The organism is Agrobacterium larrymoorei (assembly GCF_030819275.1).
Lineage (GTDB): Bacteria > Pseudomonadota > Alphaproteobacteria > Rhizobiales > Rhizobiaceae > Agrobacterium > Agrobacterium larrymoorei_B.
Genome location: NZ_JAUTBL010000002.1, coordinates 2,854,854 through 2,866,824, shown reverse-complemented (window position 1 = coordinate 2,866,824; position 11,971 = coordinate 2,854,854). Strand labels below are relative to the sequence as shown.

11 protein-coding genes are annotated in these 11,971 nt (G+C 58.0%); 7 read left to right on the top strand and 4 right to left on the bottom strand.

All coding sequences use genetic code 11. The features are described from left to right. Nucleotides 1-37 precede the first annotated feature (37 nt). The gene (locus QE408_RS22430; RefSeq protein ID WP_306934652.1) at nt 38-1,252 is read right to left on the bottom strand and encodes a ubiquinone biosynthesis hydroxylase; all 1,215 of its coding nucleotides are present in this window, start codon (nt 1,250-1,252) and stop codon (nt 38-40) included. A gap of 92 nt (nt 1,253-1,344) precedes the next feature. Between QE408_RS22430 and tesB the strand changes: the two genes are divergently transcribed. The 6 genes from tesB (at nt 1,345) to QE408_RS22400 (ending at nt 8,842) form a co-directional block, all read left to right on the top strand. Continuing rightward, the gene (gene tesB / locus QE408_RS22425) at nt 1,345-2,229 is read left to right on the top strand and encodes an acyl-CoA thioesterase II (protein WP_306934651.1); all 885 of its coding nucleotides are present in this window, start codon (nt 1,345-1,347) and stop codon (nt 2,227-2,229) included. A 214-nt stretch (nt 2,230-2,443) separates the two neighbouring features. Continuing rightward, nucleotides 2,444-2,794: a P-II family nitrogen regulator gene (locus QE408_RS22420; RefSeq protein ID WP_062424736.1), complete on the top strand. Its 351-nt coding sequence runs from the start codon at nt 2,444-2,446 to the stop codon at nt 2,792-2,794. Nucleotides 2,795-2,822: 28 nt separating this feature from the next. Further along, nucleotides 2,823-4,169 carry an ammonium transporter gene (locus QE408_RS22415; RefSeq protein WP_306934650.1) on the top strand — a complete coding sequence of 449 codons (1,347 nt, stop codon included), beginning with the start codon at nt 2,823-2,825 and terminating at the stop codon, nt 4,167-4,169. A gap of 209 nt (nt 4,170-4,378) precedes the next feature. Next, nucleotides 4,379-7,012, top strand: a complete 2,634-nt coding sequence (locus QE408_RS22410; RefSeq protein WP_306934649.1) for a DNA translocase FtsK — start codon at nt 4,379-4,381, stop codon at nt 7,010-7,012. 116 nt (nt 7,013-7,128) lie between these two features. Continuing rightward, a complete protein-coding gene (locus QE408_RS22405; protein WP_306934648.1) occupies nt 7,129-7,854 on the top strand; it encodes an outer membrane lipoprotein carrier protein LolA in 726 nt (241 codons plus the stop codon). 184 nt (nt 7,855-8,038) lie between these two features. After that, nucleotides 8,039-8,842 carry an exodeoxyribonuclease III gene (locus QE408_RS22400; protein WP_306934647.1) on the top strand — a complete coding sequence of 268 codons (804 nt, stop codon included), beginning with the start codon at nt 8,039-8,041 and terminating at the stop codon, nt 8,840-8,842. 12 nt (nt 8,843-8,854) lie between these two features. Here the strand turns inward: QE408_RS22400 and QE408_RS22395 are convergent, their stop codons facing one another. Both QE408_RS22395 and QE408_RS22390 read right to left on the bottom strand, forming a co-directional pair. Next, entirely contained in the window at nt 8,855-9,310 is a 456-nt protein-coding gene (locus tag QE408_RS22395) for a cyclic nucleotide-binding domain-containing protein (protein ID WP_306934646.1), read from the bottom strand. A 123-nt stretch (nt 9,311-9,433) separates the two neighbouring features. Further along, complete coding sequence (locus QE408_RS22390) at nt 9,434-10,117, bottom strand: response regulator transcription factor (protein ID WP_306934645.1); 684 nt, start codon at nt 10,115-10,117, stop codon at nt 9,434-9,436. Between the two features lie 141 nt (nt 10,118-10,258). On the opposite strand from QE408_RS22390, the gene QE408_RS22385 reads away from it, so the two are divergent. Then, nucleotides 10,259-10,804 carry a L,D-transpeptidase family protein gene (locus tag QE408_RS22385; protein ID WP_306934644.1) on the top strand — a complete coding sequence of 182 codons (546 nt, stop codon included), beginning with the start codon at nt 10,259-10,261 and terminating at the stop codon, nt 10,802-10,804. Nucleotides 10,805-10,925: 121 nt separating this feature from the next. Here the strand turns inward: QE408_RS22385 and QE408_RS22380 are convergent, their stop codons facing one another. Continuing rightward, nucleotides 10,926-11,498, bottom strand: coding sequence for a CarD family transcriptional regulator (locus QE408_RS22380; protein WP_027673546.1), 573 nt, complete (start codon nt 11,496-11,498; stop codon nt 10,926-10,928). Between the last annotated feature and the right edge of the window lie 473 nt (nt 11,499-11,971).

Here is an 11,971-nt window from a genome sequence, read left to right as displayed (position 1 = left end):
AGATGCTGAATCAGGTGATGCTAAAGAACGACGCCGGCTATAGAGGTTGTCCCGCCAGCAGTCTCGGACCATTCCGATCCGAAGTTCCGGCCGCCTGGCCGATAAAGTAGGATTTGAGCGCTGGAATGCGGTCGACGAGGCCAAGGCCGAAATCGCGTGCGATGCGGATCGGCCCGACATCATTGGAGAACAGGCGGTTCAATACATCGGTGGTAACACCCATGCGCACCGTATCGAAGCGGCGCCAGGACTGGTAGCGCTCCAACACGTTCAGCGAGCCGATATCAAGCCCGATGCGATCGGCCTCCACGACGGTTTCCGCCAGCGCCGCCACGTCCTTGAAGCCGAGATTGAGACCCTGCCCCGAGATGGGGTGTATGCCGTGGGCCGCGTCGCCGGCAAGCGCGATGCGTGGCGCGACGAAAGCGCGCGCAAGCGTCAGGCCGAGTGGGAAGGCGCGGCGTGGACCGACGGGACGAATGGGTCCGAGCTTGTGGCCGAAGCGCCGCTCCAGCTCTTCCTCGAAAATAAGATCGTCGGAAGCGACGAAGCTGTCAGCATCCGCCGTGCGCTCGGTCCAGACCAGTGACGAGCGGTTGCCCTTGAGTGGCAGGATCGCAAAGGGACCGGAGGGAAGGAAATGTTCTTCCGCGCAGCCATTGTGCGGTCGTTCGTGCTCGACGGTAGTGACGATGCCCGACTGGTCGTAAGCCCAGTGAACGGTCTTGATGCCTGCCATGTCGCGTAACGCCGATTTCACACCATCGCAGGCGACGAGCAGACGCGTTTCCAGCGACGAGCCATCGGAGAGCGAAATCACGTTGCTTTGCGGACCGGCAGAAAAACCCGTGACGCTGAGGCCATGACGGATTTCGATGCCGAGCCGCTCGCACAGGCCGCGCAGAGCACCGACCATGGCGACATTCGGCACCATGTGGGCAAAAGGCTGACCTTCCGCCACGTCGCCGTCGAAGGTGAGGAATACCGGGCGAACGGGATCTGCCGTGCGCGAATCCGTGACGATCATCTTGTTGATCGGCTGGGCTTCCGGCTCCAGCTCCTGCCAGATGCCGAAGACATCCAGCATACGGCTGGCAGCGGCGATAATCGCGGAAGCGCGGACGTCCTTTTTCCAGAGGTCTTCGGGCGCGGCCTCGATGACCTGAACGCCAAGATGCGGCGCCGCCTGCTTGATGGCGACGGCAACGCTCAGGCCCACATATCCGCCTCCGGCAATCACGACATCGAGCATTGCGTCTTCTCCTGCGCCTTGCGTTCTTGTGCATAGTCTTTTGGCATTATAGACCATCGCATCACGTCTTCATACAGCCGGAGCATGCCGAAATGTCGCATTCTTCTCATTCATCAAGCCCGATGGAAAATCTTCTTGTCACGCTTGATCTTGAAAAGCTTGAAGAAAATCTCTTCCGCGGCACCAGCCCGCAGGTCGGATGGCAGCGTGTCTTCGGCGGTCAGGTCATTGCGCAGGCACTGATGGCGGCACAGCGAACGGTGGATGCGGACCGCTTCATCCACTCGCTCCATGCCTATTTCATGAGACCGGGCGATCCTCTCGTGCCGATCATCTATCAGGTCGATCGCATTCGCGACGGTGCCAGCTTTGCCACGCGGCGCATCGTTGCCATCCAGCATGGCCATGCGATCTTTGCCATGTCGGCCTCGTTCCAGATCGAGGAGGGCGGCTTCGATCACCAGAGCCAGATTCCGAACGTGCCGCAGCCGGAAAGCCTGATGAGCGAGGCGCAGTTGCAGGAGGCATTTCTTGCCAATGCGCCACCCGCGATCCGCAAATATTGGGAGAACAAGCGGCCGATCGAAATCCGCCCGGTGTCCCTCACGCATTACATCTCCCGTGAAAAGCTTGAGCCGAAGCAGGATATCTGGGTGCGTGCCGTGGGTGAGGTGCCGGATGACAGGCATTATCAGGCAGCGGTTCTCGCCTATCTTTCCGACATGACGCTGCTCGATACATCGCTCTATGCCCACGGAACGACCATCTTCGATCCGACGATCCAAGTGGCCAGCCTCGATCACGCCATGTGGTTCCACCGCCCGTGCAAGTTGGAAGACTGGCTGCTCTATACGCAGGACAGCCCGAGTGCGTCTGGTGCCCGCGGATTGACCAGAGGCAGCTTGTTTACCCGCGATGGCGTTCTTGTCGCCTCGATGGCGCAAGAGGGCTTGATTCGCAAACGGGCAAATGACTAAAAAATGTTCAATTTTTAAAAATCGCTCATAAATTGTTCGCCTAAAGTGCGAACAATTGCCCGTTTTGCGGCCTTATCTTTTATAATCGTTACTTTTCAATAACTTATCATATGCGTGCCCAAACTGGCACGCCCTTTGAATATAGAGTGCCAGTCGCTGTTATTGATCTGCCAGCGGCAAGGAGAGTCGGCTCCATGCCGAGCACAAACAAAGGATGGGAAACCAGATGAAAATTGTGATGGCCATTATCAAGCCGTTCAAGCTGGATGAGGTGCGCGAGGCTCTCACCGCCCTCGGCATTCAGGGCCTGACCGTCACCGAGGTCAAGGGTTACGGACGTCAGAAGGGACATACCGAGATTTATCGCGGTACCGAATATGCGGTCAGCTTTCTTCCGAAGCTGAAGATCGAGATCGCGGTGGCGTCCGACGTGGTGGAAAAGGCAGTCGATGCAATCGCATCCGCGGCCAAGACGGGGCAGATCGGCGACGGCAAGATTTTCGTCTACTCGATTGAACAGGCAGTGCGCATCCGCACCGGCGAAACGAACACAGAAGCGCTTTAAGCTCGGCTGACAGGGGAGTCCTCAGATTATGAACTTCAAGAAAATTTCCACACTCAGCGCGCTTAGCGCCGGTGCGGCAGCCCTCCTGGCGCCGGTCATTGCATTTGCGCAGGATGGTGCTGCTCCAGCCGCTGCAGCTGTTCCGGACAAGGGCGATACCGCCTTCATGTTCCTGTGCACCATCCTGGTTCTGTTCATGGCTGTTCCAGGCCTTGGCCTCTTCTATGGCGGTCTCGTTCGCGCCAAGAACATGCTCTCCGTTCTCATGCAGTGCACGGTCATCGCCGCCACTGTCATGATCGCCTGGGTTGTCTATGGCTATTCCTTCGCATTTGGCGGCTCCGAGAGCCCCTTCTTCGGCGGCTTTGCCAAGCTCTTCCTTGCCGGTGTCACCAAGGATACGACGGCTGCGACCTTCTCGCAGGGCGTCGTCATTCCGGAATACATCTTCGTGATGTTCCAGATGACGTTTGCTGCCATCACGCCGGCCCTGATCATCGGCGCCTTTGCCGAACGCATCAAGTTCTCGGCTTCCATTCTCTTCTGCCTGCTTTGGGTGACGTTCGTCTACTTCCCGATCGCCCACATGGTCTGGGATGCCAAGGGTTACCTCTTCGGTCTTGGCGCGCTTGATTTCGCTGGCGGCACGGTTGTTCACATCAATGCCGGTGTTGCCGGTCTCATTGGTGCGATCATGGTCGGCAAGCGTACGGGCTACGGCAAGGACATGATGGCTCCGCATTCCATGACGTTGACCTATGTTGGCGCTGCCATGCTGTGGGTTGGCTGGTTCGGTTTCAACTCCGGTTCCAACCTTGAAGCTTCCGGCGGCGCGATGCTCGCAACCGTCAACACCTTCATCGCCACTGCGGCAGCCATTCTCTCCTGGTGCGTTGTCGAAAGCTTTACGCGCGGCAAGGCTTCCATGCTGGGTGCGGCTTCCGGCATGATCGCTGGTCTCGTTGCCATCACGCCTGCGGCTGGTATCGTCGGCCCGATGGGTGCGATCGTCATGGGTATCATCGTTTCCCCGCTTTGCTACTTCTTCGTCTCCGTGGTGAAGAACAAGTTCGGTTACGACGACACGGCTGACGTCTTCGGCGTTCACGGCATTGGCGGCATGTTCGGCGCTCTGGCGACCGGCATCTTCGCAAGCGCCTCGCTTGGTGGCGTTGGCTATGCGGGCGAGCAGACCATGGGTGGTCAGTTGATGGTTCAGATCCAAGCCGTCGTCATCACCATCCTGTGGACGGGTATCGGCTCCGCAATTCTCTACAAGGTCGTCGACATCATCGTCGGTCTGCGTGTGCCGGTCGAAGCCGAACGCGAAGGTCTCGACCTCGCGTCCCACGGCGAAGCCGCATACCACAACTAAGATCGGGTGGGTGCGCTCTGCGCACTCGCACCTCTCACCATCGAACCCCGGCGATCCTCTCGCCGGGTTTTTTCGTTTTAAGGCACTCATCTTGGTAAACGAGTTTCGCCGTGGTTAATGCCGCATTAACCAGCATGCCGCTATTTTGCCCTGTCATCCCTGCTTCGGTCACGAAGCTCCGGAAAAACTAAGGACGACAGGTTCAACATATGGGCAGAGTGAATTCTCCGACATTCGAGGGCCGCGACAATCGCTTCGTGCTGACGGCATTCGTCGTGCGACAGATCATGGCGCTGTGTGGTTTTGCCGTTCTGGCAGCCTTGGCGCTGGGCGTGACTGCACTTGCGACCTGGAATGTCGCCGACCCCAGCCTCTCCTACGCGACCTCCAACGAGCCCACCAATTTGCTCGGACATAGCGGCGCGATCTTCGCCGATATTATGATGCAGTTTCTTGGGCTGTCGTCACTGATCGCCATGTTGCCCATTCTGTCCTGGGCCTTCGTGCTGATTTCCGGCCGCAAACTTACTCGCATGCCGACCCGCCTCATGGCCTGGATCGGTGGTGCCTTCATCGCCTCTGCCTCGCTTGGATGTTTCCCGGCACCTCAGACATGGCCGCTGCCGAACGGCATTGGCGGCGTGATCGGCGATATGATCCTGCGCTTCCCCGCGCTCTTCCTCGGTGCCTATCCGACCGGCACAGCGGCGACCGTTCTGGGGGCAATCCTGGCGGTACCTGCGGCCTGGCTGATGCTGGTCGCTTCGGGACTTCTCGGCGCCTTCGACCAGGATGCGGAGGAGCCCTTCGCGCCACAGGCTGCCACCACCAGCAAGGCCCGCAAGGTTCAGGAGATCGAAGAGGATGATGAGGACGACGGCGAGGGCTTCTTCGCCAACGTCCTCGCTTTCGGCGCGCTTACCCACTACTGGTACATCAGCCAGGCGCGGCTTCGGCGGATTTTCGGCTTGAAGCCCAAGTCGCTCGCCAACGAGTTCGAGCAGCCCTACGACTTCAACGATTACGAATTCGGCACATTGAATGAGCCGTCGCGCCTGAAAACCGCGATCAACCGTCTGGAAAGAGCAGAACCTTCCTTCGAAGAACGGGCGGAAGCGCGTGCCCGCCGGCAGGCACCATCCGTCAATGGTGATGATCTCGACGAGCCGCCCTTTGACGATGAGGACAGCCTGCCCGATGGTGTTCTCTCCGGCGATGCGCCCTTTGCTGCGCGCCCGGCACCGGGAAGCCCGACGCGTATCACGGCACCGCCTCCGCGGCCAAAGCCGAGCGAGCGGGTCGCACGCGAAGCGCAAACCTCCTTCATTTCACCCGACGGTTTCCAGGTTCCGTCGATCCATCTGCTGGCCGAGCCCAAGAATGTCGTCAAGGATAACACGCTGAATGCGGACGTTCTGGAGCAGAATGCCCGCCGCCTCGAAGGCGTATTGGAAGACTTCGGCGTCAAGGGCGAGATCATCCATGTGCGCCCTGGTCCTGTCGTGACGCTTTATGAGCTCGAACCGGCGCCTGGTATCAAGTCCTCGCGCGTCATCGGTCTGGCGGACGATATCGCCCGCTCGATGAGCGCGATTGCCGCCCGTGTGGCCGTCGTTCCCGGACGCAATGCCATCGGTATCGAGCTTCCGAACCGCACGCGCGAGACGGTGTTCTTGCGCGAACTGGTTGGCTCGCGCGATTTCGAAAGCAGCAAGGCCAAGCTGCCGATGGCGCTTGGCAAGACCATCGGTGGCGAAGCCGTCATCGCCGATCTGGCCAAGATGCCGCATCTTCTCGTGGCCGGTACCACCGGTTCGGGTAAGTCGGTCGCAATCAACACCATGATCCTGTCGCTCGTTTACCGCATGACGCCGGAACAGTGCCGCCTGATCATGATCGATCCGAAGATGCTCGAATTGTCGATTTATGACGGCATTCCGCATCTGCTCTCGCCCGTCGTCACCGATCCCAAGAAGGCCGTCGTCGCGCTGAAATGGACAGTGCGGGAGATGGAAGAGCGCTACAAGAAAATGTCGAAGATCGGTGTTCGCAACATCGATGGCTTCAACACCCGCGTTCAGCAGGCGCTCGATAAGGGCGAAGTGCTGACGAGAACCGTGCAGACCGGCTTCGACCGCCAGACCGGCGAGGCCATGTATGAAACGGAAGAATTCGATCTGAAGCCGCTGCCCTATATCGTTGTCATCATCGACGAAATGGCGGACCTGATGATGGTCGCCGGCAAGGATATCGAGGGTGCCGTGCAGCGTCTGGCGCAGATGGCGCGTGCTGCTGGCATTCACGTCATTATGGCAACGCAGCGTCCGTCTGTCGATGTCATCACCGGCACGATCAAGGCGAACTTCCCCACCCGCATTTCCTTCCAGGTCACCTCCAAGATCGACAGCCGCACCATCCTTGGCGAACAGGGCGCGGAGCAGCTGCTCGGCATGGGCGACATGCTCTACATGGCAGGCGGTGGTCGCATCCAGCGTGTCCACGGTCCCTTTGTGTCGGATAATGAGGTGGAAGAGATCGTTTCCTACCTCAAGACCCAAGGCTCGCCAGACTATCTCGAAGCGGTCACCGAAGAGGATGAGGACGAGGATGGCGGCGGTCCTGCCGGCACCGGCAACATGGCCGAATCCGACGATCCATATGATCAGGCCGTGGCCGTCGTTCTGCGCGATGGCAAGGCTTCGACCTCTTACGTCCAGCGCAGGCTCGGCATCGGTTATAACCGCGCTGCCTCGCTGATCGAAAGGATGGAACAGGAAGGTATCATCGGGCCTGCCAACCATGCCGGAAAGCGCGAAATTCTCGTGCCGACGGAGAATGATTGATTCCCAATTGTCTAACGCTCCACCGCCAGTTGGTCTTTGATACCAGTTGCTTGGGTGCCGGTTCGGTAACCGCAACCAGGCGTGTGCTTTCGGCGTTATAGCCGTCGCTCCATGTCATGAAGCCGCCGTGTTTTTTCGGCACATGGGATGCGATGAAGGAGAACAGAATGAAGAATACCCGCTCGGTCGTTTCCGCTCAGCATCCCGGCCTTGAGAGCAGCATGACACGTCGAGGCGTAATGACGCTGTTTTCGGCAGCGGCCGCCTCCGTGGCGCTCTCGCCAATTGCCGCTTTGGCGCAGGGCGCAGGAGACGGCGCGACGGCGCAGAAGATCGCCAACCACTTCTCCTCGGTGAAGACGATGATGGGCGAGTTCGTTCAGTTCGGTCCGCGCGGTGAACAGACAGGCGGCAAGTTCTATATTTCGCGTCCCGGCAAGCTTCGCTTCAACTATGAAGACCCGTCGCCCATGCGCGTCATTGCGGATGGCCGCAACGTCGTGATCGGCAATATGAAGCTGAAGACCTGGGATATCTATCCGCTGTCCAAGACACCGCTCAGCCTGCTTCTGGCCGACAAGATCGATCTGAGCAACCAGAAGGTTCGCAGCGTCAAGGAAGAGTCCGATCTGATCACCATCGTTCTTGGTGACAAGAGCATCTTCGGCGATTCGACAATCACCCTCATGTTCGATCCGAAGACCTTCGATCTTCGCCAGTGGACGACCACGGATGCGCAGAACAAGGACACCACGGTCATGATCTTCAACGTCCAGACGGGCGTGAACCTCGACGACAAGGTCTTCAACATCAACTACGAGGAAGTCCGCAAACGCGGTTGACCTTAAGACAGCAGAAAGCGTTTCCAGTTTTCTGCCCTCTTGTTATAAGCCTGCCTCTACAGCATCGGCCTGAAATCGGAATCGATTTTTGGAAAAGCACGATGCGCAGTTCAAAAGGTAAAGCGTCCTTTGTGCGTCCAATAGGACGCACGGCGCTTTCGCTGCATTAGACGGAGCGTGAGGCATGACTTTCTCGATAACCACCTGGAACATCAACTCGGTGCGGCTGCGCATGCCGATCGTCGAGCAGTTCTTGGTGCGTTACAAGCCTGACATCCTCTGCCTGCAGGAGACCAAGTGCCCGAATGGCGAGTTTCCGCTCAAACCCCTGCGCGCGCTCGGCTATGAGCACATCATCATTCATGGACAGAAGGGCTACCACGGCGTCGCCATCGCCTCGAAGCTGCCGCTGACGGAAGATCATCGCCAGGATTACTGCGGGGTAGGGGATGCCCGCCATATCTCCGCTCTGGTTCAGGTCGGTAGCCGCCGCATCCGCCTTCATAACTTCTATGTTCCGGCAGGGGGCGACGAGCCAGACCGGTCGATCAATCCGAAATTCGGCCACAAGCTCGACTTCGTCGAGGAGATGAAGGTGCTGAGCGCTGATAGCGTGCCGGGAACCTCCTCGATTTTGGTTGGCGACCTGAATATCGCTCCTTTGGAAAACGATGTCTGGTCACATAAGCAGCTATTGAAGATCGTCAGTCATACGCCTGTCGAGACGGAAGGTCTGTTGGAGGTAATGAAGCGCGGCAACTGGCTCGACCTGATGCGGCTCAACGTGCCGGAAACGGAAAAGATCTACACTTGGTGGAGCTATCGCGCCAAGGATTGGGAGGCTGCCAATCGCGGCCGTCGCCTGGACCATATCTGGTCATCGCAGGATCTCGGTCCATCGCTCGAGCGGATCGAAATCCTGAAGGAAGCCCGCGGCTGGAACCGCCCCTCCGACCATGTGCCGGTAACGGCTCACTTCAATTTCTGAGCGGGAGAAAGATCAGAGGAAGCGGGTGCGCATCGCAGCCGCGCTCGTCGCCAGCGCTGCGATATTGCCGCGGATCCTATCGGACACGACGTCTGCAACATCCGGAAACTCCTCGATCATGCGATGGAAGAGGATGCGGGTAATACGGATGACCTCGGAGTCTTCCCGTGCGACTGCGGTAAACTTGCGTTCGCATAGCGTGAAAAGCGCCAGTTCCGATAGAAGGCAGCCGCGGCCAGCCGTCGCCTGAACCTCTCTTTTGCCGTCACGTTCTTCCGTCCACAGATCGAAGCTTCCGTAGCAGACGACAAAGGCGCATTCGGCTGGAGAGTGTTGGCGAAACAGCATATGCCCTTCGGCGATGCGCCGTCGCTCAGCACCAAAAGCAATCAGTCGCAACTGATCTTCGGTGAAACCCTGGAACAGCGGCACCTGCGCGAAAAGCTTGATATCGTCATTCAACGCCATGGGCTGATCCACCTGGGAAATGCAAGTCGGACGCCGCGCCGCTGAGATTTGAGGCAGCGCGGTTCAACCCGTTTTCGACCAATGCGGACTCCAAGACAAGAGCCGATCAAGAAAATCGCCCTTTTACGGAACGATCTTGTAGCCGCCGTTTTCAGTCACGAGGATCTCGGCATTGGAGGGGTCGCGCTCGATCTTTTGGCGGAGACGATAGACGTGCGTTTCCAGCGTGTGGGTGGTGACGCCGGAATTGTAGCCCCAGACCTCTTCCAGCAGAACGTCGCGTGTGACGACGGCGCTACCGGCGCGATAGAGGTAGCGAATGATGGCCGCTTCCTTTTCCGTCAGACGGATTTTCTTGCCATCTTCCGTCGTCAACAGCTTCTGGCTCGGCTTGAACTGGTAGGGGCCGACTGTGAAGACCGCGTCTTCGCTCTGCTCGTATTGGCGCAGTTGCGCGCGGACACGGGCAAGCAGCACGGCAAAGCGAAATGGCTTCGTCACATAGTCGTTCGCGCCTGCCTCAAGACCAAGGATCGTGTCGGAATCCGTGTCATGTCCGGTCAGCATGATGATGGGAGACTTGAAGCCGCTCTTGCGCATCAGCTTCACCGCCTCACGCCCGTCCATGTCCGGCAGGCCCACATCCATGATCAACAGATCGACCTGGGTGGATTTCACCGTCTGGATGGCGGCATTGGCGTTCGCACCTGTAAGAAGCGAGAACTCTTCATAGGGCGAAAGTTGTTCGGCAAGGGTGTCGCGCAGATCGTCGTCGTCATCAACCAGAAGCAATGTACGGGCCGTCATAGAGTACCGTCGCCTTTCTCTTTTAATTTCCAAACCAATTCAGCGGTTTGCGCGCTTCGCGTCAACCCTTGTGCAGCAATAACGGCGTGCTATGACGTCAGGGTGAAGCATCTTCAAAGCAAAATCTCGTGAAAAAGAGTGATGACCAGAAAGATTGAATCCGCAACGTCACCTCCCAGGCTCCTCGTTCGCCCCTCGCCGTTAAACCCAAATCGGGCGATCGTTCAGTTTGGTCATTTAACGTTTCAGGCTGCGATTGGTCGCAATGGACGCTCTGTTTTCAAACGTGAAGGTGACGGCAAAACGCCGATCGCTCAGATGCCGCTGCTTTATGGTTTCATCCGGGGAGAACGCATGCGGGCCGTTCGGACCGGCCTGACATTGCGTCGGGCGGTGAAGTCGATGCTGTGGTGCGATGCGCCAAGCGATCCGAACTACAATCGGCTGGTGAGGGCTCCGTTCAAGCCGAGCCACGAAGACATCTGCCGGGAAGACGGTCTTTACGATGTCTGCCTGGTGCTCGACTGGAATGTCAGATCCCGGCAGCGCAATCGCGGCTCGGCCATCTTCATGCATATAATCCGCCCCGGCTATGAGCCGACCGCTGGCTGCGTTGCGCTTCACCCCAGAGACATGCGCCGTCTTCTTCCCCACCTTCGTCCGGGACAGATTATCCAGGTTCTCTAAGCACTTGTGTGAAGAGTGACTTGCCGAGAGGTCCTCAACACAGAATGGCCATCTTTGCGAAAGAAACAAAAAACCCGCCACAAGGCGAGCGGGTTTTTTGACATTCTGTAGATGAAAAGCCTTATGCGGCTTCTTCTTCCGGTGCATCGTCTTCTTCGACGGCCTTGCCGCGCTTGGGGCCCTTGTTGAGGTTGACTTCAACGAGGCGAACAGCTTCGGTTTCGGACATCTTGTTCACGGCTGCGATTTCGCGGGCCATGCGATCGAGAGCTGCTTCGTAAAGCTGACGCTCGGAATAGGACTGCTCAGGCTGGTTTTCTGCGCGATAGAGATCGCGAACCACTTCTGCGATGGCGATCAGATCGCCGGAATTGATCTTTGCATCATATTCCTGCGCGCGACGCGACCACATGGTCCGCTTGACGCGTGCCTTGCCCTGAACAACCTTCAGCGCACGCTCGACGAAATCCCCTTCGGACAGCTTGCGCATGCCGATGCTGACAGCCTTGGCAACAGGCACCTTGAGGCGCATCTTGTCTTTTTCGAAATCGATGACGAAGAGTTCGAGCTTCATGCCCGCGACTTCCTGTTCTTCGATTGCGGAAATGGTGCCGACACCGTGAGCGGGATAAACGATCGCTTCTCCGGTCTTGAAACCGTGGCGCGCTGGAGATTTCTTCTGCTGGGTCGTCATTCGTTTTTTAAACTCCCTGTTACATACACCCGGGGGTTTCCGGGGTCGGGTCGGTCAGGCCCGGATGAGACGGGGGCAAGCCGTCAGGTGACTCCGAACTGGTCCAGCCGAGCACGCAAAAAGAAACCATCTCGCAATCCGGTGATCGACAACACAAAAGTAGGATATGTCACGGAAACCGCGTGCAATTGATGACTTGCTTTCGAGGTGTTTTAGGGCACGATAGTGCCGCGCTGTGGATCAGTTTCTCCTGTCTACCACAAAAATAGGTGGAAATCAATAATTTGCTTCCACCGTGGCGACTGAGTCACAACAAGGTTGCCGTGTACGTTAACAAAACGACGCCGGTGAAGGTCCTCCAGCGAGGGTTGATCCATGGCGAATCGATTAAATTCCCCGCGCCCCGCCAATTTGTCGTTTGCCACTTAAACTATTCATAATTCCGCGCCAATATCCGATTCGAATTTGGGAAA

What these genes read in the sequence shown, in the direction of transcription:
- QE408_RS22430 (WP_306934652.1), bottom strand. Translation starts at nt 1,252, where the DNA reads ATGCTCGATGTCGTGATTGCCGGAGGCGGATATGTGGGCCTGAGCGTT.
- tesB (WP_306934651.1), top strand. Translation starts at nt 1,345, where the DNA reads ATGTCGCATTCTTCTCATTCATCAAGCCCGATGGAAAATCTTCTTGTC.
- QE408_RS22420 (WP_062424736.1), top strand. Translation starts at nt 2,444, where the DNA reads ATGGGAAACCAGATGAAAATTGTGATGGCCATTATCAAGCCGTTCAAG.
- QE408_RS22415 (WP_306934650.1), top strand. Translation starts at nt 2,823, where the DNA reads ATGAACTTCAAGAAAATTTCCACACTCAGCGCGCTTAGCGCCGGTGCG.
- QE408_RS22410 (WP_306934649.1), top strand. Translation starts at nt 4,379, where the DNA reads ATGGGCAGAGTGAATTCTCCGACATTCGAGGGCCGCGACAATCGCTTC.
- QE408_RS22405 (WP_306934648.1), top strand. Translation starts at nt 7,129, where the DNA reads ATGAAGCCGCCGTGTTTTTTCGGCACATGGGATGCGATGAAGGAGAAC.
- QE408_RS22400 (WP_306934647.1), top strand. Translation starts at nt 8,039, where the DNA reads ATGACTTTCTCGATAACCACCTGGAACATCAACTCGGTGCGGCTGCGC.
- QE408_RS22395 (WP_306934646.1), bottom strand. Translation starts at nt 9,310, where the DNA reads ATGGCGTTGAATGACGATATCAAGCTTTTCGCGCAGGTGCCGCTGTTC.
- QE408_RS22390 (WP_306934645.1), bottom strand. Translation starts at nt 10,117, where the DNA reads ATGACGGCCCGTACATTGCTTCTGGTTGATGACGACGACGATCTGCGC.
- QE408_RS22385 (WP_306934644.1), top strand. Translation starts at nt 10,259, where the DNA reads ATGACCAGAAAGATTGAATCCGCAACGTCACCTCCCAGGCTCCTCGTT.
- QE408_RS22380 (WP_027673546.1), bottom strand. Translation starts at nt 11,498, where the DNA reads ATGACGACCCAGCAGAAGAAATCTCCAGCGCGCCACGGTTTCAAGACC.